Below are 26006 nucleotides of genomic sequence, written 5' to 3' on the forward strand. Positions count from 1 at the left end.
AAATGGCGACCGACATGCGAGGCGGAGCATTTTTGCGAATAGGGTGGCAAACTCTTATTCATTCTTTTGCCCAGGTGTGCAAATCAGATTTAATTGCGTCAGGTACCTGTTGAACGAATCTCTTCTTAGTACTATGTCTGCTGCTCCTTCATGGCAGAATACGCCCCATACACTTGGCTGTTTTTTCCCAAAATTTGCCATTATCGGGTATTAACTAATAGTGGCAGTTCTGATGAATAGAACTGAGTTCAAGCAACAGATAATAAATGTCCATAAAAAATAACTTCAATGATAAACGTGGCTACATAAGGTCAAGAATTTATCCGAAGTTCATAGTTAAATGATTTGAACTGCCATGACTACATTCTTTTTCTTAAAAAAATCAACGCCAGGTCCTTTGAATGAGCTTCTCTTCTAGAATTATAAATCTTTTCTTATTTTTCTCGCTAGAAAATAGCGAAGCATACCAAACCCCATCAACAGCAAGTCTGATTATCTCCAGTTCGTCAGAGTTATCTGTTTGGCCATGTAGACCTAATTTTTTTGAAAGCCAATGTTCCCATTTTTTAGAAAAAGAACTATCAGTAAATATTGTGAATGACAAAGCCTTCCATGGTGTCGACCCGCCAGCTTCAGAAAATACCGCCCTAATATAGGCGCGAGTGAAGCAACCATATACCAAAGAATCTTCGTCGATATGTTTATCAACTTCACGTTCAAATGATAGTAATAACAGATCAAACACCTCCTTCATCAGGGCATTTTTATTAGGAAAATGGTGAAATAATCCTCCTTTCGTGACACCCGCAGCCTCAGCGACATGACTTAAACTTATTCCTGCGACTCCGTTCTTTGCAGTAAGCCTTATAGCACTAGAAAGCAGCATGCTCCTAAGATGTTCTGGCTTTCTTGTTTGGTGAGAAGCCATGTTACATTAATGCCCCATTTTTGAAAAACCGTTGACCACAACCACGCCTGCTACAATCAAGCTGATGCCAATAACCGCCATCAAATCCAGTCTTTGTTTTAAAAAAACTACGCTGAGTGCAGCCGTTAGCACGATCCCCAGGCCACCCCATGAAGCATAGGCAACAGAAAGTGGGACTGTTCTCAATGCCTGAGCTAGTAGATAGAAAGACAATGCATAAGATGTTACGCAAATCAACGAAGGAAAAAGTTTCGTGAAGTGCTCTGATTTCCCGAGAAACATGGTTCCGCATACCTCTGAAATGATTGCCCCTGCAAGGGCAAGATAGGAGAGTAATGATTGCATTTTAAGACCTTTTTTTGAGAAAAACCAATTTTACATACCTATCGGTAGGTATGTAAATACCTAATTAATTAATCATCACGATTATAATAATTTGTACACATGAAACTTGCATGCTCATAGTGCACTCATTTACCAATGAGGCTCTCCCCGATAACCTTTCTTAGTCAACCATCGACATTGAGCCAGGAGATAATGCACCGGGGCAAATCAATGATTCATTGCTCTTACTCAAATCTTGATAATTCCTAAATATAACCTTGATGATTTTGGTGTAAATTTAGAAAGTATAAGCAATCTATGCTAGATATTGCAATTGTAATATTGAGGGGAATATGTTTAAGAAAAATTTAGTAGGTTGGGTGGAATCCAATTTTGATATCTATAAAATAGCTTACTCAACCTACGGTGGGGGCATCAATACGCATCCATCGTTGATCGAGCACATGATTAAAAACTACGATTGTAAAGGTACTTTCTATCACTTAGAAATAAGAGGTGTCATTGTTGGTGCCTGTTATATAAATGATAAGGGGAAAATAGGCTTGGATGTTTGGAGAAAATTCCCAATCACCTATGATGAAGTCCTTATACCTTTAAGTCGAGAGGTAAAAAGCTTCCTCCCCTTACATACTAACCGATTGTCTATGCGTAACAAAAGAAATGTGCTGAACACTTCTTATAATCTCCTTAGCAAGAATAAATTATGCGTCGTTAAAGATTCCTTTTCGAAAAAAACAACCAAAAACAGAAGGAATCAGATGAATAAGTTTATCGCTGCCGGGGGAACGGTGAGGAGCGTGGAAGAATTCAGTCCAGAAGAGTTGACTACCATTTATATTACGCTTTTCAAAAAGAGATTTGGCGAAACTGTTAGATGTTACACAAGAGAAAGTCTTCTTGACTTGATGACACACTTCAAGCACATGATTTTTGGACATATTCTTTTCATTAAAGATTCTATACCATGCGCCTTCGATCTTATAATTAAAGCTGAATGTCAGAATTGGTTCTACTTTGACGTCCCGAATGGCGGCGTTGACCCCGAATATAATTATCTGAGTCCAGGGAGTGTTTTGATGTGGCTAAATATCAATGCTGCTAAGGAAATGAGTAGAACATTATCGAAAGAGTGCATTTTCACCCTTGGATTGTACCAAAAAAACTGGGAGTATAAGCTTCTTTGGTGTGATGCAGTGCCATTGGGTAAAGTTATATATTTTTGAGTAAATAACTATCTTATACAAAATCTAATGATTCATTTTATAATTTCAGCCCAGTGATTATCTCCCTACCCACAGGATATAATCACTCACTATTACCACCTGAGTAAAGATGCAGGAAATAATTCCGATACTTTAAGGATAATAAGTTACCCTTTATTCATATTTATATGATAAAAAAGCAGTAGGGTACCTGCTGATTTTTTTTCTAAAATCTTTTTTTTCATGTAACGCCAGTCGTCTGAGTCGACCTGGATTAATAAGGAAGTTTGCTTTGAAGGCGCGAGTGAAGGTTTGTTGAGACTCGTAACCGTACTTCATGGCAACTTGTAAAATATCCATATCTGTTTCAAGGATATCTAATGCAGCAAAATACATTTGTTTTTTCTTAACATAACAGCCAAGCGATACACCGGTATATTTCTTGAAAATTCTTTGCAGATGCCATTGTGAATATCCAGAATACTTTGATACATGTTGGATGCTTATGCATTCTGTAACATTATTATCCAACCATGTTAAAATACCTTCTATTATTGATAACTGAAATTTCTCATTATTAGTCATGTTTATGCCCCTCCTATCATCAACATTTTTTGTGGATTATTATGTCCATAACTCTCCTAAGAGATAGTTCCAAGATTCAGGTTTAATATGCATGCGGCCATTACAAGGCGTAAGTGTTATTTCACTAAAATAGACGTCCTCTCCGCTTAAAAGGAAGTCCACGCGGCAGTAGTCAATATCTGCGGACAACTTCTCAGCCAATACAATCATGGTTTTGTATGACAAAGGCTCCGGGATATTATGAGAGTTATTCTCATAGCCCATAGTGAGAGGGAGTAGCATCCACATTTTATCATACACATTAACATATTCATTTTTATTATTGTCTGTAAAATCGGCCTCCGTAATATGTGCCTTACCTGCAAAACAATGTATCCTGAAGCACTCGGGAATGTATGCCCTATCTTTACCTAAAAAAACATCAATGTAGTTTTCACAGATGATTCTTGGAGTTATGTTTTTATAATGCCATTCTCGAGTATTATAATACATATTCCTCGAAAGACAGAATGACAGCTTTCGCCTTGCCTCATCCTCATTAAAAAATATTTTATCCGTGCAAATTATACTGCTGTTGCTGTCATGATTGCATTTGATGACAAATCTCTCTGGGAGCATGTTGAAATCAATTTCTTCTGCGCTATCGAAAACACCTAAAAGGGGGATGAGATATGAATCCCCAATTTTATCTTTGACATAATCCCTCACAGAGACTTTATCAGCTAACTGTGTAAATAAAGGGTTTTTATCGTAAATCATTCTGTGAATTATTTTTTCATTAAGACTTTTTGGGATTTTGAAATTAGGCGTTTCGCCAAACTCCTGTAGGTGTTTCTTCTTACGATAATAGACATCATTTATAAAAAAGGTTCTTAGGAATTTTAATTTATATTCGATAGACTTTAAAAAGTAGGTCATCTTTTTCATCTGTCCCTCACTTTAATCGGCGAGTTAGATATGGCTAGAATGTATATAAAACACCCGCAGAGACGGTTGTCTGATTACGGCGCTGTACAATCGGGCTGTCTGCGGCGTGGTCGCCCAGCCACGTATAACCACCGCTAACTGCCGTGGACCAGTTTGATGAAAACTGATGACTCCACGTAAGGTCAGTTTTAACGCCATAAAACCCACCAGAGGCCTGATAGCTGGCATAGCCATTGGCCTCACTTTGTTTGTCATTCACACCGTACATCGTTTCCATGTAGCGAGCATCGCCGAATAATGCCGCTGATTGTAATGAAACAGTGTCTTTATCGTCTTGCCAGGGAAGTAAGGTTACCGACGTTTGGTATTGCGCTCCCTGGCTATCAGTGAGTGGCAAAATTGCTTTACCTTCCAGTGAAAACCAGCTGGATGCATACCAGCCCACCGCGACTGATGTATTAATTGTCGCTTTGATATTACCCATACCTTTTAATTTGTCTGAGCCCTCACGCCAAGAGGAATCCCGGTCTTTACGGCCAAGGCCATATCCGATTGTATGTTCGAGATATAATCCCTTACTGTTTTGTAGGTCATAACCAACCCCTTTGAGCGAATCAAAGAAGAACGCCCCATTTCTGGCCTGAACCACGGGTGCAAACTGGATGCGACTATCATCTGAACCACTGTACTTAGGAGCATTTTGTACTCCAATGCCCACTGTAAGGCTGGGTTGTTGATCGTTCAATTCGTCAGCCATCACAGAGGTCATGAAACAGGCGACAGCAAAGCATGTTGTATTCAGCAGCATTTTTCTGGTTAACATAGTACGTCCTTATTATCTCTTTTTTAACCCGGAGGGATTTATGACATGTCTTGAACAATCAGTATGAAGACGAAGTGTCAATAAACTGCCGGGAATGTATGAAGAAACTGTCAAGGTTGGAAAAATGCAAACAAAACGAGTAATTATAATTGAAGATGATGCTGATGCGGCTGATGTCTTGAAGGCCTACCTTGAAAGAGATAAATTTGAGGTAGTCATCGCCGGCGACGGCCAGGAAGGGTTAGACATTTTACACAAGTGGAAGCCCCACCTGATCCTTCTGGACGTAATGCTACCTGGCATGAACGGAACCGAAGTCCTCTCAGCACTTAGGCGTACAAGCGATATACCAGTCATTATGGTGACTGCCATGGGGGATACCGCCGACCGCATCGGCGCCCTGCGCTATGGTGCAGATGATTATGTGGTGAAACCCTACAACCCTAGCGAAGTCGTGGCGCGCGTACACGCTGTATTGCGGCGAGCCCACCCCCATAACCTGCACAACATGCAGACCGATATATTACTCCGCTGGCAGGGTCTTGAGGTCAATCCTGAGTCGCGGTGTGCAAAGGTGACGGATAATGAAGGTGACCAGAGGGTTATTGAATTTACGCCGACAGAATTCTCTCTCCTGATTCTCATGATGCGTGCCCCGACACGTCCTTTTACACGGCAATATCTTCTTGAATCATGCCTTCCAGAAAGCGATGCACTCGAACGTGTGGTAGACACACACGTCTATAATATTCGGAAGAAGCTTGAAAGCGTTGGTATTTATGGTGTGATGATTAACGTGCGCAGTATCGGCTACCGGTTTAGACAACCATGATAAAACAAGAGCATCAATCACTTTGGCGTTGGATTAGTGTCCGAGTGCTGACGTTAGCTATAGGGTCGGTCATTGTTATCGCCCTTTGCATGTGGCTACGTTATTTCATACAGAACATTTGGATAATTCACCAAATGTCACCAGCGGTGAGGGAGGAATTTACACTGCTGCGCGAACAGCCCGAACTTAATCTGGCACGCTTTCATCAAATTGTGGATGAGGGCTGGGGAGTAAGTTACGCCGATCCGACAATAGCTTCATCTGACTGGATTATGGTTGGCGTCATGGTTCTGACTGTTATTCCCTTTATTGTCGTATTGGGATTACGTTCTGCGCGCCCTCTTTCGGCACAGGTTAGCCGTCTGGCAAGAGCTGCCAGGTCGGTAGCTCGTGGAGAGTTTGGTACGCGTGCCAGCATAGTTAAAAAAGTACCGGCGGAACTCATCCACTTTACAGAGGATTTTAATGCGATGACAAAGCAGCTTGAACGTTACGATCGAGAGCTCCGAGCGTCGCATGTGGCCATGGCACACGAAATCCGGTCACCTTTGACGGCGGCTATCGGACGGTTGCAGGGGATGCTAGATGGTGTTTTTGTTCCAGATGCTCGTCAACTAAATATGGTCATGAAACAACTTCAGCACCTTAGTCGTTTAACTGATGAATTGCACCTTTCATCACTGGCAAACGCAGGGCAACTGACCTTAAACAAAAAAAAGATGAATCTTACTGAATTACTACTTGAGCGGGCTGGCTGGTTGAAACCTCAGGCAGAGGCGGCGGGCATGTCAATTTCAGTGTCTCCGGTTCTGCCATGTTGGTATATAGGTGACGCCTTCCGCCTAAGTCAGGTTTTCACGATCCTGATGGAGAACGCATTGCGGTACGCCTCAGAGAGCAAAGATCTGAATATCTCGCTACAAAAGAGTGAAGGGGGGCTGACCATTGCTTTTCGCGATAACGGGCCGGGGGTCCCGCTGGACTTTCTTCCAACGATGTTTGAACGATTTACACGGGCTGATTCCTCCAGAGCGCGCCACTCCGGTGGCAGCGGACTTGGTCTTTCGATTGCTCGCGGTATTTGTGTGGCACACGGAGGTACAATCAGTGCGGTGCTTCCTGACGGAGGCGGTCTGTTGATTTTGATATTCTTACCTAACAAGTGAAGAGATTAATTAAAAGTTTATACCCTCTTGATTATCTCTTGATGAAATATACAGGGAATCTGGACATAACCTCGGTTCAATAGACATTTATTCGCTCAGGATTAATGTCATGACAGAAACTTTCACCGATTACGCCAAACAGGCAATGCACCATCTGATGGCCACACACAGATGGCGCACCCTTTGGCCATTTTTACTGCTTGTGCCGGTCATGATTACACTGGTCGCATGCCATGATCAAAACAATTCCCCCCCCTCCGCACGACCTGTGAAGTATGTTATTGCACAAGCCTCAAATTCCGGCAATCAGTATGTCCAAACGGGCGAAATCCGCTCTCATGATGAAGTTGTGCTGAGCTTTCGAGTGGGAGGAAGATTACTTAGCCGCAGTGTTGACGTAGGGGACCGCGTCAAAGCAGGTCAAATACTGGCAATTCAGGAAAGTGAGACTTCCCAAAATCAGCTTAACAGCGCTCGTGCCGATCTGGACAGCGCACGAGCAGCAGAAAGAGTGGCGGCGATAAATCTGAACAGGATGAGGATCCTCATGCCGAAGGGAGCCATTTCGCGCGCCCAGTTTGATACAGCCCAATCAGACTGGCAAGCTGCCCTTTCACGTCGTCAGAGCAGTGAGGCCAGCCTGAAAAATGCCCGGGAAAGTTTGGCATGGACGCACCTCATTGCACCTGATGACGGCATCATCACCAGCGTGAATGCTTCTGCGGGACAAGTATTAGGCACGGGTGAAACGGTGCTGACTCTTGCCGTCAGCAACGTGCGTGACGCTGTATTTAACGTACCTACACCACAACTCATTGCAAAGTTAGGGGCGACGCCGGTCGCGGTGTCATTACTCTCCGATCCTACAGTACAAGCATCAGGGCGCCTTCGTGATATCAGTCCTCAGGCAGATCCTCAAACCCGAACCTGGAGAGTTCGCCTCACTCTGAGCAATCCACCTGATGCACTGTCTCTTGGTGCCAGCGTGCAGGGAATATGGAAGCAATCTGACCAAGAGATGATTGTATTACCCGCTTCCGCATTGACACGGAGTGCAGGCAAGCCTGCTGTATTTGTTGTGGATAAAAAACAGCAACGCCTGCAATTGCGCGAGGTTGAGCTCACTAAATTCACTACAGCAAACATTTTTGTCACCTCGGGTATTCACACCGGTGATGCTGTCGTCACTGCGGGTGTCAGTAAATTACGCCAGGGTGAAAAAGTGGTCTTTAAGGAGCAGGATAAATGAGCCATCCCTCACTGAAACAAACTTTTAACTTATCCGGGTGGGCCCTAAAGCATCAGCAAATGATGATCTTTTTCATGTTGCTCATTATGGCCGCAGGGGTGATGAGTTATGAAAATCTTCCGCGCAATGAGGACCCGGCTTTTACGATAAAAACAGCCGTCGTTTCTGCCCAGTGGCCGGGTGCAAATGTTCACGACACCGTCAACCTGCTCACGGATCCTTTAGAGAAGAAACTTCAGGAGATCCCCTATCTTGACTATGTACAAAGCGAAACTCGGGCTGGGCTGTCGGTAATAATGGTCAACCTTCGGGATGATACACCTCCCAACTCTGTTGCGGATATCTGGTATCAGGTACGTAAAAAGATGCAGGATATTACCCCTTCGCTGCCCCAAGGGGCACAGGGCGTGACTGTGAATGATGAGTTTGCCGATACTTTTGGCACGATCTATGGTTTTACTGCTGAAGGTTTTACCGCGCGCGAATTACGCGACCGGGTTGAAAATATTCGCCGCAGCCTGATGTCGCTGCCTGATATTGGCAAGATAAACTTGCTCGGTGTTCAAGAAGAAGAGATTGTCATTGCTTTTTCACCGCGCAAGATGGCTGGTATGGGCATTGATCTGCAACAAGTGACCGATGCGTTGAAAGCACAAAATGCAGTCATACCAACCGGTACTTTACGCAGTGATAAAGAAAATATTTCATTCAGGGTCAGCGGTGCTCTCAGTTCAGAACAGACATTGCAAGAGATCACACTGCATATTTCGGATCGCTATATTCCGCTGACCGATATTGCCACAATAAGCAGAGAAGGACAGATACCGCCAGCCCTGGCTTTTCGGGTAAATGGCCAACCCGCGATTGGTTTAGCTATTTCTATGGCATCAACCGGAAATATGCTTGCCTTTGGTAAGTCGATTAATCAGCAGATGAACACCATTCAAAACCAGCTCCCTTACGGTATTGAGATGACTAAAGTGGCCGATCAGTCCGCGGTTGTCCAGGATGCTGTCAGCGGATTTCTGAAGGTATTGATGGAGGCTGTCGCGATTGTATTGGCTGTCTCATTTGTGTCACTAGGCGCGCGCGCGGGCCTGGTTGTTGCCGCAGCAATCCCTTTGGTACTGGCGATGACATTCGTAGGCATGACGATTGCTGATATTGGCCTGCAGCGTATATCCCTTGGAGCCTTGATTATTGCCCTCGGATTATTGGTGGATGATGCCATGATCACCGTCGAAGCCATGGTCTCGCGGCTGGAGGCTGGAGATACACGATGGCAAGCTGCCACCTATGCTTTTGAAACTACAGCCTTCCCTATGCTTACAGGCACGCTGGTCATGATTGCAGGATTCATACCCGTCGGGTTTGCGGCTTCAAGCGCCGGTGAATACTGTTATTCTCTGTTTGCTGTCGTTCTGATTTCGCTGCTCAGTTCATGGGTTGTGGCTATATTATTCTCACCACTCATGGGAACCTGGTTATTGTCAGACAAACATAAGGTCAAACACAGTGAACCTGGAAGAGTGAAGCGTTTTTACCGCCGGATCTTGCATTTAGCGCTGAGAAACCGCCTCATAACATTGGGCAGTGCATCCGTGATGCTTGCACTCGCGATGTATGCCACAACCTTTATGCAAGGCGAGTTTTTCCCTGCATCGGACCGCCCAGAGCTTCTTGTTAGCCTAACCCTCCCCGCAAATGCTTCGCAAACAGAGACGTTGCGTCAAACACAGAGGGTTGAAAGTATCATTCGGGGTAATAAAAATGTTGATCACTTCTCCAGCTATGTCGGGGGAGGGGCAATACGTTTTTACCTGCCGTTAGATATTCTGACTGACAATGAAAACACAGCACAGCTGGTAGTAGTTGCAAAAGATCTTGAAGCACGCGATCAGTTAAAAAATGAACTTGATAAGGTATTGGCGCTGGATTTTAGCGACATTACTACCCGCGTATCACCGCTGGAATTAGGTCCGCCCGTCGGTTGGCCACTGAAGTACCGTGTAAGTGGCCCTGACTATGAGAAAGTGCAAATGATTGCACAGGAGCTGGCGGCAAAATTGGGGGACAATCCGGGAACACGACAAGTCAATCTGACTGCTGGAGAACCGGAGCGTGCAATATCAATGGCGGTTAACCAGACAGCAGCACGGGCAGTGGGTGTGTCCTCTGAAAGTCTTGCCGATACTCTTAATACTTTATATTCCGGCACGACTGTCACCACAGTTCGTGATCATAATCGATTAGTTAATATCGTTATGCGTGCAAATGACGCAGAGCGTCAGGATGTTGATACTATTTCACACATAATGTTGACAACGTCAGGAGGGCAGAAAATCCCTTTAGGCCAGATTGCTAAACCACAGTGGCGCGTGGATGATCCAGTTATCTGGCGTCGTCAGACGCTGCCTTTTATCACGGTACAAACCGATTTTGCACCTGGCATGAGAGCGGAAATGCTGTCGCAACAACTTTCGCCAGTCATTTCCCGTTTGCAGGCCTCACTGCCTCCTGATTATCTTATAGAGGAAGGCGGTTCAGTTGCAGAGTCTGCCAAAGGAAATAAATCTGTCTATGCCATGTTACCACTGACACTATTTGCAATGTTGATCCTCCTGATGGTGCAGCTGCAGCGCTTTTCGCGCATTTTCCTCGCTTTACTGATGGCTCCGTTCGGTTTAATTGGCATCGTTCTGACGATGTTACCTACCGCAACGCCTATGGGATTTGTAGCCCTGCTGGGTGTGATCGCGCTGGCGGGAATGATTATCCGTAACGCAGTGATCCTGATCCATGAGGTTGATGTGAATGCCGGTGACGGAATGGCTAACGACGACGCGATTGTTGCAGCCGCCGAGCATAGAGCTCGCCCCATTGTACTCACTGCCTGTGCAGCGATTCTGGGCATGCTCCCTATTTCCCATCAGGTATTCTGGGGACCTATGGCCCTCGCGATTATAGGGGGGCTTATTATCGCAACGCTTATTACATTAACAGTTCTTCCCGCAGCTATGAGCCTGGTAATGCAAGCCGCGGAACGCTGGAAAAATGCTCAGGACAAAGAAATGTCATAAGCATCTTTAACGTGGCAATGGGTGTGGCGGTTATGGAGTAACTTCCGAGTTTTCCTCACCCCAGTTAGGTTCTTAATTTATTGCTGGGGTGAGGAGTTGCTGAATAAGGCGGCAATTGACTATTAGAACAAACTTGATGAAATTCGATGAAATATCTAAAATCGGCGTCTGCGGTACTAAAAGTTTCGTGAGAGAAGGGGGGCATTCATAGCTGTAAAAGCAGCTTAACGAGCCGTTCTGGGGCTGTGATCATCACGTCATGGGGCGCATCGATTTCATAATATTTCCATGAAGAATCTGCATGAATTCGCTCAAGTGATCGAGACAGCAAATCGCCGGGTGCCTGTAAGCAGCGAATATAAGATTTCCTGAACTTATCTATGGTAAATGGTAGCTCCGCAGCATGGAAGTAAGTGTTGACCGGCTGCGGCGTCAGTAACGCATCGACCCACATGCGATCAGCTTTGTCCACACCAAACATCTCTGAGGGAAGCGGTGGAATATGCCATTTCTTATCAGCCAAAACAGATGCAGTGTAGGAGTCGATTAGTTGAGGGGCATGATCAAGGACTCTCTCCTTATTAATAGGTAAGAAAGCATCGAGCAGTATAAGGTGTCTGACTATACCTCCTAGTTTTTTGGCCGCCAAGGTTGCGGGAAATCCCCCATAGCTGTGTGCAACGAGTGTAATATCCGCACGTTGTAGGCTGCGAACATGTTTAACAATATCCTCAACGTGAGTCTCTAACGTCACTCTCCTTGATAGTTCTGACTCACGCTCAGCCAGACCGGTAAGTGTTGGTGCGCTGGCGAACAGCGCCCTTGCTTGTAGCAATGCAACCACCTTATCCCAACACCACCCACCGTGCCATGCCCCATGCACTAACACCCATGCTTGCGGATTAGCTGGTATTGACGATGTAAAAGAGCGCATTGGCGTGTCAACCATTTTTACCATCCGTTGATTCATTATAGTCAAAATACAATTCGTACTAGGAGCTGTTATTCATGCCAATAAAAATACAATTGCATTGTCTTGGTAAAAGCAGAGAGTGAAAATTTTATTCGTTACAGGCTCTGGATAGGCTTATGCTTTTCCTCTAGCGCACATTAATAACACGCCTACCCTTGCATGTTGCCAGAAAGTTTATACTTTAGGACTGAACAATTTTTTTCGCGATCCGTTGCATCAGTCATCGCTGCCCAAATTTCTTGCACGGGTATTTGTGTGCTAAAAATGGCTTTGAAAAAATCCTAAACGCTCATTACGGTGAAATGACGAATAGCCAGTGAATCTAATCTTGGTAGGTCATCTATTAATTTCACTGGCAATGCGTTGAATCCAAAGAGTTTACCTAGACACTGTCCGACAATTTGTGCACAAGCATAACGTCCGCCTCTAGCGCAAAGCTGCCTTTACGTCGTGTCAGACCGCTTTGTTTTAAAAAAGAATGTTGCTTACATCGTGCTATTTTAATTTATGGGAAGAAGTTCAGAAAATTTCTGAAACAATAGTGGAGAAGAGACATTTTTCACTTACCAAAATACGTTGCCTGCTATCCGCATACAACGTTAAGTTAATCGAGTCCATGCTTTACGCTATCAAATCTTCCCTAGTAGGTCCCTGAAAATGAATCGCGCTTATATGACAACTGCGTGGCTGCGTTACAACAAATTTCAATGTTTGCCATACGGATTGTCCGGTGAGCAAACTCTGCCCCGTTCTGTCATGTAGAGAAATATCTTCATCAATATCCAAGGTTTCAAAATCTGGTGGATACAGTGAAGTAACGCGAATATTGTCAGCTGATAAAGTTTTCGAGATTTTATGGCAAAATGCCCCCAGCCCTTGCTTGGCTGCAAAGAAAGCCGGATGAGCTACTGATTCCGTAAAGTTAGGTACACCGCATGAAGAATTTATAGCAACGATATCGCTGCCTTGAACTCGATTCATATGAGGTAAAAGCGCTTTGGTCAGCAAAACAGATCCTGTTAATCCCGAATTTATAGTACTGAAGATCTCTTCATCACTTTCGCCGCTTGCTAAGGCACCATCAAGCCATTGGGCCGCGCTTAGCACTAAGATATCTATAGGCTTTTGGTCAGCAACCACCAGCGCTGCAAATTGTCGCACAGATACAATATCGGCGATATCACATTGATAAGCCCTAGCAATTCCTCCTTCATTCTGGATCTTATTGGCCGTTGCCACGGCCTGTTGCACGTTACGACTACAGAGCGAAACATCAGCGCCTTCTCTGGCAAACCATATCGATAATGCCCTCCCAAAATGGCGTCCGCCGCCGGTTACTACTATTTTCTTCCCGTGTAACATAACTTGCCCTTAATATGATGTTTAGAAATGCACCGTATTACATTCTAGTTAAAATCACGCAATTAACCAAGTCATGTCTTGTTAAAATAATTTCCGAACTTTGTCTGAAGCATTCCAGGTTCGCAAGCACCGGGCTAATCGTTCTCAGCAGTTCCTACGCTTTGGTCTGTGCCCAGCATTGTGGCATGGTCTTAATACGCAATCACATTTGCCCACTTGTTCCCGTTCTTCCTGATGAATCTGCCAATTTCAGCAGGCACCGAGACGCTTATTGTCCAGGATGTCTCTCAAGCCAATGAATGCAAGGCTCATAGCAGACCAAACAACACTCCAGAGCTGCTGACATGAATAGCATCAAATTAACTAACGATTCTCACCACTCAGATCATTGTTACTAAGGACGAGGACCGGCTTACCCTTCAGGTCAGGTCTGAAGATCTGCTCACAGCTAGCGTACATCGCATTTACATCACAAAGCAGGTACATAGCGGATTACCTGAAAGTGTGAATGGCATGGATAACGACGCCAAAAATCTCTAAATCGTCAGGTTCTACGAATATAGGTTTATATGCAGGATTCATCGGTTGCAGGCATAGAACAGGGTGTGTGCAGAGTTTTTTGACCGTGAACTCGCCTTCTACTGCTGCAATAACGATGTCACCGTGTGTTGGGGTTTCTGCTTTGTCCACAATGAGAAGGTCACCTGACAAAATTCCTGACTCTATCATTGAGTCCCCTTCCGCTCTGACGAAGAAGCTTGCTGCGGGGTGACGAATGCAAAGCTCGTTGAGATCGAGCTGCGCCTCTACATAATCCTGTGCTGGGGATGGAAATCCAGCTTGGCAGGTGTGCCCATAAAGTGGCAGCTTTATACGAGATCCAATTAATGGGAGATATGTTTCGAGTTTCATGAATGGAGTCTCTTTACTGTGCTTATATACAGTATTTAGTATGTATGCAATTTTTCCTATCGGCAAGGCTTATGCCTGGTCATTTAAGGCAGATAGCTGTTATATCAGTGAAAATAATTTCCCTATTGCTTTCCATTCCTCCTGTTGATGTTATGCAGTGGTCTCTTGTGTGTAACACATTTCTGTTATATGCTTTGTGATACAAATATGTATCATCTGATGTATTGTCTTAAACTTTATAACTATAATTTTTAAGCAATTTCATATTTCAATACATCGCTTCCATCAACTATTTATCTTCAGGTATCACTGTGAACCAAGGCCCTCTTACCAACACACTGCCTATGTCTGTAGTGGCTCAATCCACACCGTTTTCGCATGAAGCTGAATCTAGCGTTTTGGGTGGACTGATGCTTGATAATGAGCGTTGGGATACGGTCTCAGAGCTGCTGGTAGTCAGTGATTTTCATTCGAGAGTTCATAAAACCATCTTTAACGAGATGCATGCTTTGATCGCAAGGCATTTTCCGATCGACCTTGTTACCCTGACTGACTCACTTGAGAGCAAAGGTTTGTTGGAGCAGAGTGGTGGGTTCGCCTATCTTGCCGAACTGTCTAAAAATACGCCTTCAGCTGCGAATATTCACGCTTATGCAATGATTGTTCGTGAGGCATCGGTCAAGAGAGAACTTTTGTTCGTGGCTAACGATATTGTCAAACAAACTTGTTTACCGCGTGGACTGACGGCAGGTGAGTTACTTGACCTTGCAGAACGTCGAGTATTTGAAATTTCTGCCGTGCGGTCAGACAAGAAAAACGGGCCTGTCGGTATTCGCGATGTTCTCGATATTGCAGTTGAAAAACTGCAAGCGCTGCATGATAAGCCGCATGATGGTGTAACCGGCCTTGATACTGGATTTCTCGACCTAAATCAGAAAACAGCAGGCTTACAGAATTCAGATTTGATCATAGTAGCCGCTCGCCCTTCAATGGGAAAAACAGCTTTCGCAATGAACCTGTGTGAGAACGTCTCGATAACGCAAGAAAAACCGGTACTGATATTCAGCCTCGAAATGCCTAAAGACCAGCTAATGAATCGCATGTTTGCATCGCTCGGTAAGGTTGACCTGAGCCACATTCGCACTGGTATGTTATCCGACGATGAATGGGGGCGGATTGGTGGTGTCGCCGGTGTCCTTACTGAACGCAATAATATAGTCATTGATGACACGGCTGGATTAACTCCGACTGAAATGCGTAGTCGTGCACGTCGTGTTTTCCGTGACAATGGAGGGCTTAGCATGATTATGGTCGATTACCTTCAGCTAATGCGTGTTCCTGAAATTGAAGGTAACCGTACACTGGAAATCGCAGAAATCTCGCGTTCGCTTAAGGCCCTGGCTAAAGAGCTCGACGTACCAGTTGTGGCGTTATCTCAGTTGAACCGGTCTTTAGAACAGCGTGCTGATAAGCGCCCGCTTAACTCGGATTTGCGCGAGTCAGGCTCTATAGAACAGGATGCTGATCTGATCCTGTTCATCTACAGGGATGAAGTCTACAACGAAAGAAGTGAGAATAAGGGAGTAGCCGAGATCATTCTTGGAAAGCAACGTAACGGTCCGATTGGTACAGTGAACCTTTGTTTTAACGGCCAGTGGGCTAGGTTTGATAACTATGCCGGTGGGTAGGGGCAAGCTGACTTTTGAGTACATCGAGATCATGGCGGCCGGCATGAGAGCCGCTGAGTTGGGAGAGCTATTCGGCATACCAGTGAAGCCTGATTTTCAGATCTTCGTTTTTGGCCATCCGAGTGACGGCCTTACAGAATTTCCAGCATTAAGCACGAAATAGAAAGGCTCCTTCGGGAGCCTTTCTATTTGCTTATTTCACAATTCGCTCTTTGCAATCTGCCGCTTGGTAAGCAGAAAGAAGACTGCCTAAAATACCACCATGAGGCGTAGGATTCTCATCGTTCATTTTACTCATGACAGAACCATAAGTCTGGCCAGCCTGCTCGCAGTTCATGCCATGAGCTTTCGCCTGATCGTTAAATTTGCGGGCAGCCCCTAGCATTAAAGGAGCAACTGCCCCTTCATGACCGGGTACTGCACCCAACTCAACCGCAACACCAGGCATATTCAGAAACTGGCTTACTTGAACGGCTGCATCTTCTGATGGTGACAAATCATTTGCATACGCTGAGCCAGACATAAAACTAAAGGCAATAATCAACAGACCAACAATTTTCATAGATTCGCCGTTAAAATAATATTTATTATCATGTTCTCTAACTTATGGCACTCACCGACAAACAAGAAATGTTCTGTCGCGAGTACCAATGGTGAATATCAGTTTTTTTGACGCTCAAAGCGGATATTAACCTTATGCCCTTTGATGGTCACGTCTTGTTGATGACCCGGCAACATGATACCAGACCAGTAAATTGATTGACCATTGATCGCCCGCAGGAAGCGAACAGTATATTCATTATTATTCTTAGTGACCTGAATTGTTAAGGATTGCATCTCGTCACCACGCTGTTGAGATGACGTTTGCGGCACGACCAAGCCTAATCCTTGGGTCATAAAGCGCTTACCATCAATCGTTAACGCTACCCAAAAGGATTCATAGGGGTCAGCACAATCTCTGAGAGTCTGCTTAGGTTCCCCAAAGGCTTCAAACGTAACTGTTGAGCATAGATCGCTATTAGCCAGAGCTGAGTAAGAGAGACCTAAGAGGATAAGCGCAAATGCATTGGCGGTAGTTCGTATGTTCATAGTCACCATGAGCGAAAGGAGTTTCAAGAATACATCGGCATTATCTTTATAAACTTGATTGGGAATATTGAAAATGGCATCACCAGATTGGGAGGCCATCGAATCGGCATACCGAGATGGCTTGATGTCCTCTGTGTGAAATTGCTTCACCGCTTGACGATACTGACTGGCATTACTCGTGTTGGGGGCTTTTTTAATCGGGATTAACCGTATTATACGAGCTTTACCGGGTTGAAATTCCCAGAAATTCCAAGCAAAGAAAACACGACATTTTCGAGTCAGGATAGTTTTCAAAAAACAACGTATAATTAAACTGAACTTGAAGAAAGGAGTGATTATGGAAACTGATCCAATCATGTTCTGGCAGGCTGTATTTGTGTTGACGATGTTAGTTGTTACCACTATCTACAATATCGTTGTGCCTAAGAAATAATTATCGTTTATATAAACTTTAATGTCATTTCTTAAACTACATAATGCCTGGGTGCTGACACACCCAGGCATTTCTATTAAGGAGTACACTAACCAAGTTCTACAGAAGTATGTGTTACAGGTGCCACCTTATTTGGCTTTGCATTTAGGGTTGGAACGGATTTCAGTTCTTTTTCAATCAACTCCGCAGAGGCTCCTCTATCGAAGATGCAACACCCTATTCCCGCGTTAGCCAAGTATTGTAATTTCACGTCATCATCTGGCTCAGTAAAAGTTACAGCTAGAACGGGTGACAGCTGATAGTCAATAATCAAATACATGACTGATTGACCACGTAGGTATTTTCTAAAATGTTGTTTTTTATCTAAAGAAGGAGAGTAAATAACATCATCTAAGCAAACGTTGTTTTTAATGATGTAATCACGTCCGAAGGTGTTATTAATCGCCTGATATAATCCGCACTCTTTGTTATCCATTACTGATTTTACTTTCAGCTCCCCTGGGTCGCTGCGCTTTTTACGAGGTAAATAAATATGCACATACCATACTAAGGCGGCCAAAACACAAATTCCGACCGCGTTAATTACATCATTACTCATGCCTTTTCCTTACAAAATAGAGGGTTATCTTTGATGAGCAGTGCTTTTGTTTGGGTCATGCCCAGTGCTCTGCCCTGCTTAACTTGCTCATATAGCGTTTGAAATCCTTCTTGCCGACTAATCCTCTTCAGATCCATAACCGTCGATAGGCGGTTGCACCATTGGGTAAATGCCTGGTCAGTCTGTACAAGCGCCGCCATTTTTGAATTGTCAGTACCGCTGACAGCCTGCATATATCGGATTTTCTCCGAGACAATGGTTTCTTCTGGGGTAAGGATTAATGCGTGGCTAATACAAGGCGCGGTAATGATCATTAAAAACAAAACATTTAGTGGTTTCATATCACACCTATGATACAAATATGTATCATTTAAAGTCAAAAAAAAGCCGATTTAATGCTGCATCTTTTTGCGCATGCGCAATTTAAGGAAACTTCCAACCATTATTAATGCGGTGCTGATTACTTATCTTTGTGTAGCTGTAATCTGGCCCGAAAGCTTCACCTGGCTTACGACGCTCGTCACTAACTGTATTAACAGTTTCAGTAACGTTTGCATCATCTATTTCCTTGCGAAACTCACGCCATATAGTGCGCAGGTCGCCAAAAAATCCAGTTATCCATTTTTTCATATGTTCCCCTTGATTGTCTTGCCTTTTAAAACTTAAGGCGATATTTTCCACTATCAAATCTATAACATATTTCTGTTACATTTTCCACCTAAATTGAAAGCCATCCTTGGCCTTTATTCAACGTGGAACCTTCGGATCCTTAGCGATTGTCCCTCCTTGTGTAGGTACTCCAGCGCCGCTTAACCCCCCGGCAATTGGGGGGTGCTGCGAAGACCCAGTGTCTTCTTGTTGAGATACACTTTCGTCTTGATTAACGCTTGTATTCTCTGATTTTGCTACTCTCCCCGTGTTTTGGTTTGCCCATTGCTGGCTGTTGTCCGATTGTGAATACCCTCCTGTATTCAATCCTGTTTGTTCTGGCGTAGCAGGTGTATTTTGATGTTCATTGAAATGCACGTTCGAATCCGCAGTTCGACCTTCGCCATATCCTGGCGTCATAGAATTTACTGTTGCCTGCGAATTTTGAGTTGTATGCGCGTCACCGACATGGCCTGTTTTTTCAGAGGTAGCATTCGTGTTATGAATACCTCTCTCATTTGTGGCTGAGTCCGGAGCTCGACTTTCACCATAACCTGGTGTCATAGAATTACTTGTCGCCTGCGAATTTTGAGTTAAATGTGCGTCACCAACATGGCCTGTTTGTTCAGAGGTAGCATTCGGGTTATGTATACCTCTCTCATTTAAGGCTGAGTCCGGAGCTCGACTTTCGCCATAACCTGGCGTCATTGAATTACTTGTCGCTGGCGAATTTTGAGTTGTATGCGCGTCACCGACATGGCCTGTTTGTTCAGAGGTAGTGTTCTGGTTGTGCATCCCTCTTCCATCAGACACAGGGTTCACTCCACTAACTGACGTAGCTGCGCTTATATGTGCTGGTGTCCCTTGCGGACTCGTATTATCGGATGTTTTGATTGTTTGCTCGGATAATGCAGCGGCATGTTGCTGTCTTCTCATCTGTTCAACCATTTCTTGAGGACTTGATACACCATTACGTGAGAAGCCAGTTTCATCTGCTTGAGTCGGCTGGGTAGAGCTGCCGACTGGCTTAGGGGTACTAATATCATTTATGATGGAACCACTTGATGCTGATTCAGCATTTTGCTTGGTTACAGCTAATGCTTCGTTATACAGAGCAGAGGTCCTGATAGCGGTGGTCTGATTAATAAACTCCTCGCGGTCGGCACCTTGCATCCCTCGGACATCTGCCTCTTTGGTGGCTGCTGTCTGGAATTGCCCGACCTTTTGGCTAAATGCTCCAGCAATTTTGTTGTAAGTCTCTCCATCTGCGCTGATATGATCAGCACCAACACCGGCGTTTAGTTTAACGCCCAGCACCTTGCCAAGACCACCGATGACTCCACCATCACCCACGTCTACGCCACCTCTTATTGTTTGCTGTGACGTTGAATTACTATGTTGTTGAAGAATTGGAGAGAGGCTTCGTGCCGCTTCAGCTCCAACAACTAATGGAGCCGAGCCAGGATTAGCCCGTTCTGTCGCGTTAATCAGACCTTCTACAGATTTGTAATCCTGGAGATTCTGCTGTGCGCTAATTTCGGTGCCGAGTGTCTGACCACTATCATTTCTCCAACTGTTATCTACGGTTGTGTTATTACCCGTTTGGAGTGAACCAGTCGAAATGTTATTGCCTTCAGCATCTTCCCGTCGAGACATGTGAACTACACCGACACCATCTTGTGGAACTGCATCAGCCTGAGTTTCAGTGATTAACTGGTTGTCTCTTAAATTTTCTGCTTCTGGCTTCGTGACGGCCAGAACTGTATTCGCACCCGCTTTAGCATCAGTTGCCGCTTTATCGCCGCCGATCCCTTTGCTTACAGTATTGAATGCGCCTTGGTCAGAAATGCCTTGATGAGTTTCGATCTCACCCCGGCGATGTGCCGTATCGACCATCTGCACGCCACGCTCATTGTATGCTGTTTGCTCGCCAGCGATGACCGCAGCACCTTTTTCAGTGGAGTAAGCTGTATTTTCCTGAACCTGCTTAGGACTGTAGCCATTTCCCTCCAGAACACCCATTTGCTCAGCTGAACGGCCAGCGGCAAGAAGGTCACGAGAATCGCTTTCGCTTTTACCTGTAGCAGCTTGAATTTCCTTAACGTTTGCTTTCTGCTCACGCATATCATGAGAATTTTGGGTTAAGTGCTCACCTTGGCTTTCGGCCACGCCTTGCTCAATGCCTGCATTGGAACCATATGCAATATGAAGGGCGTCTGCATTACCCTTACGTTGGGCGCTTTCAGTTGAAGAGACAGACTGTGTACGTGAATGAAGCCCACTAAGTGTGCCGCCGGCCGCTTGAAGTTGTCCCTGTCCGGAGGCATGGTCATTTGTAGCGTCTACTGAGGTTCTATCCTTGGAGAAGTCCGTAACAGATTTACCGGTCGTATCCGCAGCTTGTTGAGTACCTTGTGCCGCACCAATCTGAGCTTGGCGTTCAACATTATGAAGGGAGCCTTGCTGATCATTGAGATCTGACAAATTACCGCCAGCTATACCAAGGCTCGATTTAGAATCTGCTGTTTGCATTGTGTTAGTGACACCACTATTAAGCCTCATCTGGTTCGAAACAGACATATTCTGCGCTTCAGCCGAGTCGCGACGTCCTGCGCTATCACCCACTCCGGTTTCCGTTTGTGTCATCGAGGTACTTTCAGCCATCGTGTACCCGCTTCCAGCATTACCGCCTTCATATCCTTTGGTTGAACCCACCGCGCGGCCAGCATCAACTGAACCGGTCCGTTGGGCTGCACTGCCCATTCCACCCAGAGCATTTATCTGAGAGCCCGCGTTATATACATCGCGGGAATCATTGAAGGCGGAGGCGTTGCTAAGGGCGTCGATATTGCCGCCAAATTCCCCAAAGGTTTTCTCGGTTGCAGCTCCCTGACGCATGCTGTTTAACTGGTGGCCACGACCTTCTTGGGTAAGCGTCTTTTCGGCACTTTCCTCGTTAACCTTATCAAGACGACCCATTGCCTTCTGACCTAACGCACCAATACCGAAGGCGCTGACACCGCAAATACCGGCAACCAACATTGCTATCTGGACAGCACTTTCGCGGGCCGATGCCATTACGGCCATTGCTTTCATCGCAGCGGAAGGACCCATCTGTACTGCATCGATACCGAGACCCATCGACTTAATCTCACTCATTGCTGTAAGAATTTCGTCTGTTCCTGCCTGTAGTAGCATTGCGTCCGCAATTTGCCAGGTTGTGATAAAGATCCACAGGCCGAAAAGCAGAACAAGGGCTTTCATCATTAGGGGGGTAAAGACAAGAAGCAAAAGCATCGGGGTAATACAGAGAATGATTGCGAGTACGCCAGCCATGATGAAACTTAGCCACTCAGGATTAGTAAGTGCATCGGCCATCCCACCATTAATCATGGCGCGGTTCGTCAGCATTGTCGTAGCAACATCCGGGTTATTTTGCATCATGGCATCGGTAATAGCCTGAGAAACCACGATGTTGCTCATTGCAGAACTAAGGGAAAGCCCAGATGCGCCAAAAATAGTTTGGAAACCAGACTCCATACGACCTTTGCAATCAGCCAGCTGCGAGGCGTTAACCACGTTGTATCCGTTCTTAGAACATACGTCCTGCAATCTGGCACTATATGCAGCAGGATTGCCTAAATCGCTACGTAGGCTCAAATATGCCTGCTCACAAGTAACAGCCACTCCAGAAGGAACTGAAGGGCTTACCCAAGTGGTGTAAGTTGCCTGATTGCGCAAAGGACTTAATGCGGATATGACATCAAGAACAGAAGAACCCGATTTGAGAACACGCGGATCAAAACCGCGTGTTTCTGCTATGGGTTCACACTGATTCCACATAGATTTAATGTTTTCACGCAAGTACGAGTCATATTGCGCCCCGCTCCGGTTTAGGACACCAAGTAACATCTTGATCGGAGTTCCTTCACCGGTGAAACGTGTTGTAGATGCTGTGTCCCGATTAGAGATCTCTACTACGGCTTGATAGACTTGGTTCGTTACACCGGCAGTAAGGATCAGAAAATCTGGGATTCCGCTCACAGCCTGGTATTGGTTACGGCTTTGGTCATAAATATGGATTGTCCCTTTTGGTTGTACCAATCCGAAATACATCATTGTTCCCAAAATGGTAAAGCCCAACCAACCGACGCCCATCTGCCCTTTACCCGTTTCAAGGAACTCTAGCCCTCCCCTTGCTGATTTTAAGAGTAAGGCCGAAATCATCCCCATCACGACAAACGCTGTCACCAACGCTTGGTATTGGTTGTCATTAAAAATGAACTTGATACGCGTGAAGGCATTCACAATGGTTGTGAACCCCCCCATTACAACGTATTCAGCGTCCATCGCAAAAGCAGCAGGACTAACGACTAATAAACTTAGTAGGAGTAATGTTCTTTTATTCATTAGCGTAATCCTTCAGCTGCGCTGTCACTTTTTTGCTGACGTTCCATTTTTTCAAAAGTCTGAGCAAAGTTTTGGTTAAGAACATAGGACTGAAGGCGGCTGGTATATGCGGCTTCTACTTTGGTACTGGCCGTATGTGATTGCTGGATCAGGTCATCAAACTTTGCAATCGCAGGTTTAAACAAATCCATACGACAAGGCTTCGAACCTGCATTCGGGTCCGACATCGGAGAAGAAACCATTTCATTAACTTTGTCGAAGGTGTTTTCGGTATTACGATAAAGGTCAGTAAAAATGAAATAGCTGTAATACAAACCGACGAGCTCTGACAATACGTTAAGGACTACCTCTTCCTGACCAGTAACTACGGCCTGCTTTAACATCACCATGACGGGGAGATTGGTAGAATTAATGAATGCGATATTTTCAGTTGAAAGAGGCTGATTATTTTTCATCCGAGAGACAATGCTCTCCATTTTCTGATATACGACCGTCCGCACTGGACGGGCACCGGATGGAACACACTGCTTATCGATTGTCTTTACAAAAGATCGCCCATTGAGCATGTCGTCTAAGCTGAACTTTTTGTTCTGTGGACAACTTGAAACGCTGGTTGCAACGGGGATCTTGTCGGTGGTTTTCGACTCTATCCAGACATCACCCATGTAACCGCGAATGGTATCTGCGTAGTCGGCCATACCTACTTTTGCTGCTGCTCGTTGAACAATGGAGCCGTGTTGCATCAGATCACGGAATTCGACCGGGCAACCTGAAATCATCGACTTAAGATCTGCGATTGGTTTATCGTCCGCTGCTTTAATTTTCGACGTAGTGTCAGACCACATGCGGTCTGTCGCTTCATCTAGGTTTTTTGTGCCGGTCATCTCAGTCCACAATCCCTGAAGCGCCATTGGGTCACGCTCGATCGCAGCGGTCGCTATAGGTTTAGCCAGTGAACATTCATTAAGCTGAATTCCGTTAAGGAAGTTAGTCAACTGTTCTACCTTGCCGAGCGTATCTGCACACTCTTTGCACATCGTCTTGAGAGCCATATCAAATGCAACGTAAGGAGCTGCTTGCATTGCCCGCTGTGCTTTCTCTACAAGGTAATCCGGGTCAAGGAACGAGAAACCTCCCAAGAATCCATCGATACCACCACAACCTACTGAAAGTCGTGGTGGTGATATGGTAATGGGATAGTCGGTACTGGTTGTAGTGCGTGCGGTAAAGCCCCCCATTGTGTAATAGCCGCGAGTCTGACTATTGAAACTACTTGGCGTGTCATAAATTGCGTTATCAAACCATTTGTCTGCCCAATTGGCAGCATAGGAAGTAACGGGGGAAAGCATCGCCACGAAAATTATAAAAATACCTTTGAGATCTTTCATTTGGGTACCCAACTATTGCGTAATAGGAGTGGTCGCGCTCGCCTGACTGCGAACGTAAAGATGGCCTTGAGGCATTTGGCCGTTAAGTATCCTGATCGCCGTATACGCATCAGAACTGAGGGTGTCTAAAGGAGAGAAGCCGATAGAGAGAGCCCACCATTTATTACGAGGCATGTTTTTCTTAATAAGGACTAGAACGGGTGTGCCACTAACATTGAAATCCGCTTTGGCGTTGGGGTTTTCGGTAATGTCGATGGTTTTGATATACCAGCCAGTCATCTTCTGAAATTCTTGCAAAACGGTTAACTGTTTTGCGCAGTAAATACAGCCAGGCTGAACAAAGAAGAGCAAAGCGAATTTATTACGATTCTTAAATAACCCCTCGGTCACGGAATTATTTGGCACAGGATTTTGCAGTGCCGAAACATCCTCACCTGCAAAAGCAAAATGAGTAGGCAATAGCATCATTACGCTGAGTGATATAGCTGCTAATGTCTTCATTTCTTGGCTCCTTTCAATGGGTCGAAGAACCCGTCCTGCTGCTGCTCATTAGTGAAGAATTGGCGAGGGTCAAGATTGCCGCTCAATACGCGAGTCATGTTGTAAATGCTGGTTTTGAGGTTATCGAGAGAATCGACGCCTACGGATACAGGCATCCATTTATCTTTCTCTGAATTGCGTTTAATGAGAATGGTTACTGGAGGACGGTCGATGTTGAATTTCTTACGGACTTCAGGTTGGCGAGTAATATCAATTTCTTTGATATACCAATTTGTATCTCGCTGAAAACTTTCTAAGACTTTGGATTGCTGTACGCAGAAGCCACAATTAGGTGCGGTAAAGAAGATCAGCGCATAATCTTCTCTATTTTTAACAAGGTTTTGCGATTTGAGAGTTTGCTTCTCACGCTGTTTTTCCGCTGTTCCTGGATTGGTAATAGGGTAATCCTGCGCAGAGTTCATTTGCGGATTTTCAAGCATGACATAGCCGGTTAAGTTGGTGAATGCAGCCGACTTACGTCGTGCGGCGTCTTGTACTTTGTAATAATCTAAAACAGCATCTGGAGAGAGCTTAAAGATGGCGTAGTCTCTGGTCTTATCCAGCAACGCCTCGATTTCCTTTGGGTGCATACTAAAAAGTTCTTCAGAAGTGGGTATTGTTGGTCGTGGATACTTTTCATCCTTTTTATCTTCTGTTTTTACGGGCGTTTCATACCAAAACAGGCCATGTTTTGGACTTTTAGCTGCGTCGTCAGCACTTACACTGGCAGATACTTGAAAAGCCAGCAGCGCTACGGACAACGTGATGAATTTCTTGTACATATACTCCTCTACACTGAAATTTTGGCATTTTTGCGCATGCGCAAAA

Annotated in this window: 22 protein-coding genes and 2 pseudogenes; 6 read left to right on the forward strand and 18 right to left on the reverse strand. The window is 45.0% G+C overall.

Features of this window, described 5'->3' with window-relative positions; all coding sequences use genetic code 11:
- Positions 1-382: 382 nt before the first annotated feature.
- Together ACZRKO_RS21645 and ACZRKO_RS21650 are read right to left on the reverse strand one after the other, a co-directional pair.
- Positions 383-928, reverse strand: coding sequence for a TetR/AcrR family transcriptional regulator (locus ACZRKO_RS21645; protein WP_413531356.1), 546 nt, complete (start codon positions 926-928; stop codon positions 383-385).
- A 6-nt stretch (positions 929-934) separates the two neighbouring features.
- Positions 935-1288 (reverse strand): annotated as a pseudogene (locus ACZRKO_RS21650) (DMT family transporter); the annotation flags it as partial.
- 317 nt (positions 1289-1605) lie between these two features.
- Between ACZRKO_RS21650 and ACZRKO_RS21655 the strand changes: the two are divergent.
- Positions 1606-2496 carry a GNAT family N-acetyltransferase gene (locus ACZRKO_RS21655; protein ID WP_413531355.1) on the forward strand — a complete coding sequence of 297 codons (891 nt, stop codon included), beginning with the start codon at positions 1606-1608 and terminating at the stop codon, positions 2494-2496.
- A 153-nt stretch (positions 2497-2649) separates the two neighbouring features.
- Here ACZRKO_RS21655 and ACZRKO_RS21660 read toward each other — a convergent pair whose 3' ends face one another.
- From ACZRKO_RS21660 to ACZRKO_RS21670, 3 genes are read right to left on the reverse strand one after another with little or no spacing between them, the layout of a single operon-like run.
- Positions 2650-3060 (reverse strand): helix-turn-helix domain-containing protein, encoded by a 411-nt coding sequence (locus ACZRKO_RS21660; protein WP_413531354.1) that lies wholly within the window; start codon positions 3058-3060, stop codon positions 2650-2652.
- Positions 3061-3099: 39 nt separating this feature from the next.
- Positions 3100-3987, reverse strand: a complete 888-nt coding sequence (locus ACZRKO_RS21665) for an ATP-grasp fold amidoligase family protein (protein ID WP_413531353.1) — start codon at positions 3985-3987, stop codon at positions 3100-3102.
- A gap of 34 nt (positions 3988-4021) precedes the next feature.
- Positions 4022-4810: a MipA/OmpV family protein gene (locus ACZRKO_RS21670; protein ID WP_414058626.1), complete on the reverse strand. Its 789-nt coding sequence runs from the start codon at positions 4808-4810 to the stop codon at positions 4022-4024.
- Between the two features lie 124 nt (positions 4811-4934).
- On the opposite strand from ACZRKO_RS21670, the gene ACZRKO_RS21675 reads away from it, so the two are divergent.
- From ACZRKO_RS21675 to ACZRKO_RS21690, 4 genes are all read left to right on the forward strand, one after another.
- Positions 4935-5642 (forward strand): response regulator, encoded by a 708-nt coding sequence (locus ACZRKO_RS21675; RefSeq protein WP_413531370.1) that lies wholly within the window; start codon positions 4935-4937, stop codon positions 5640-5642.
- Positions 5639-6808 (forward strand): sensor histidine kinase, encoded by a 1170-nt coding sequence (locus ACZRKO_RS21680; RefSeq protein WP_463739283.1) that lies wholly within the window; start codon positions 5639-5641, stop codon positions 6806-6808. Before ACZRKO_RS21675 ends, ACZRKO_RS21680 begins: the two co-directional genes overlap by 4 nt.
- Before the next feature lie 109 nt (positions 6809-6917).
- Positions 6918-8057 carry an efflux RND transporter periplasmic adaptor subunit gene (locus tag ACZRKO_RS21685; RefSeq protein ID WP_413531350.1) on the forward strand — a complete coding sequence of 380 codons (1140 nt, stop codon included), beginning with the start codon at positions 6918-6920 and terminating at the stop codon, positions 8055-8057.
- Positions 8054-11137: an efflux RND transporter permease subunit gene (locus ACZRKO_RS21690; RefSeq protein WP_413531349.1), complete on the forward strand. Its 3084-nt coding sequence runs from the start codon at positions 8054-8056 to the stop codon at positions 11135-11137. Before ACZRKO_RS21685 ends, ACZRKO_RS21690 begins: the two co-directional genes overlap by 4 nt.
- 205 nt (positions 11138-11342) lie before the next feature.
- Here the strand turns inward: ACZRKO_RS21690 and ACZRKO_RS21695 are convergent, their stop codons facing one another.
- The 4 genes and pseudogenes from ACZRKO_RS21695 to umuD all read right to left on the reverse strand — a co-directional run bounded on the left by ACZRKO_RS21695 (position 11343) and on the right by umuD (position 14384).
- Positions 11343-12095, reverse strand: coding sequence for an alpha/beta fold hydrolase (locus ACZRKO_RS21695; protein WP_413531348.1), 753 nt, complete (start codon positions 12093-12095; stop codon positions 11343-11345).
- 636 nt (positions 12096-12731) lie between these two features.
- Positions 12732-13472 carry an SDR family oxidoreductase gene (locus tag ACZRKO_RS21700; protein ID WP_413531347.1) on the reverse strand — a complete coding sequence of 247 codons (741 nt, stop codon included), beginning with the start codon at positions 13470-13472 and terminating at the stop codon, positions 12732-12734.
- A gap of 384 nt (positions 13473-13856) precedes the next feature.
- Positions 13857-13958, reverse strand: a pseudogene (locus ACZRKO_RS21705) (Y-family DNA polymerase); the annotation flags it as partial.
- A 6-nt stretch (positions 13959-13964) separates the two neighbouring features.
- On the reverse strand, positions 13965-14384 hold the full coding sequence (umuD, locus tag ACZRKO_RS21710; RefSeq protein WP_119823651.1) for a translesion error-prone DNA polymerase V autoproteolytic subunit: 420 nt from the start codon (positions 14382-14384) through the stop codon (positions 13965-13967).
- Between the two features lie 344 nt (positions 14385-14728).
- Here umuD and dnaB point away from each other — a divergent pair, with 344 nt between their 5' ends.
- Positions 14729-16072, forward strand: a complete 1344-nt coding sequence (dnaB, locus tag ACZRKO_RS21715; protein ID WP_119823649.1) for a replicative DNA helicase — start codon at positions 14729-14731, stop codon at positions 16070-16072.
- A gap of 193 nt (positions 16073-16265) precedes the next feature.
- Here dnaB and ACZRKO_RS21720 read toward each other — a convergent pair whose 3' ends face one another.
- The 9 genes from ACZRKO_RS21720 to ACZRKO_RS21760 all read right to left on the reverse strand — a co-directional run bounded on the left by ACZRKO_RS21720 (position 16266) and on the right by ACZRKO_RS21760 (position 25960).
- Positions 16266-16634, reverse strand: coding sequence for a hypothetical protein (locus tag ACZRKO_RS21720; protein ID WP_119823593.1), 369 nt, complete (start codon positions 16632-16634; stop codon positions 16266-16268).
- Positions 16635-16732: 98 nt separating this feature from the next.
- Positions 16733-17518: a hypothetical protein gene (locus ACZRKO_RS21725; RefSeq protein ID WP_414058628.1), complete on the reverse strand. Its 786-nt coding sequence runs from the start codon at positions 17516-17518 to the stop codon at positions 16733-16735.
- A gap of 164 nt (positions 17519-17682) precedes the next feature.
- A complete protein-coding gene (locus tag ACZRKO_RS21730; RefSeq protein WP_414058629.1) occupies positions 17683-18192 on the reverse strand; it encodes a hypothetical protein in 510 nt (169 codons plus the stop codon).
- Entirely contained in the window at positions 18189-18533 is a 345-nt protein-coding gene (locus ACZRKO_RS21735; protein ID WP_119823587.1) for a hypothetical protein, read from the reverse strand. The genes ACZRKO_RS21730 and ACZRKO_RS21735 overlap by 4 nt, the downstream gene beginning before the upstream one ends.
- An 82-nt stretch (positions 18534-18615) precedes the next feature.
- On the reverse strand, positions 18616-18873 hold the full coding sequence (locus tag ACZRKO_RS21740; protein ID WP_414064223.1) for a hypothetical protein: 258 nt from the start codon (positions 18871-18873) through the stop codon (positions 18616-18618).
- A gap of 66 nt (positions 18874-18939) precedes the next feature.
- Positions 18940-23250 (reverse strand): conjugal transfer protein TraG N-terminal domain-containing protein, encoded by a 4311-nt coding sequence (locus ACZRKO_RS21745; protein ID WP_463739284.1) that lies wholly within the window; start codon positions 23248-23250, stop codon positions 18940-18942.
- Complete coding sequence (locus tag ACZRKO_RS21750) at positions 23250-24638, reverse strand: conjugal transfer protein TraH (protein WP_414058632.1); 1389 nt, start codon at positions 24636-24638, stop codon at positions 23250-23252. Before ACZRKO_RS21750 ends, ACZRKO_RS21745 begins: the two co-directional genes overlap by 1 nt.
- A gap of 12 nt (positions 24639-24650) precedes the next feature.
- Positions 24651-25139 carry a conjugal transfer protein TraF gene (gene traF, locus ACZRKO_RS21755; protein WP_119823581.1) on the reverse strand — a complete coding sequence of 163 codons (489 nt, stop codon included), beginning with the start codon at positions 25137-25139 and terminating at the stop codon, positions 24651-24653.
- On the reverse strand, positions 25136-25960 hold the full coding sequence (locus ACZRKO_RS21760; protein WP_413531338.1) for a conjugal transfer protein TraF: 825 nt from the start codon (positions 25958-25960) through the stop codon (positions 25136-25138). Before ACZRKO_RS21760 ends, traF begins: the two co-directional genes overlap by 4 nt.
- Positions 25961-26006: the final 46 nt, after the last annotated feature.

The organism is Ewingella sp. C233, assembly GCF_055407225.1.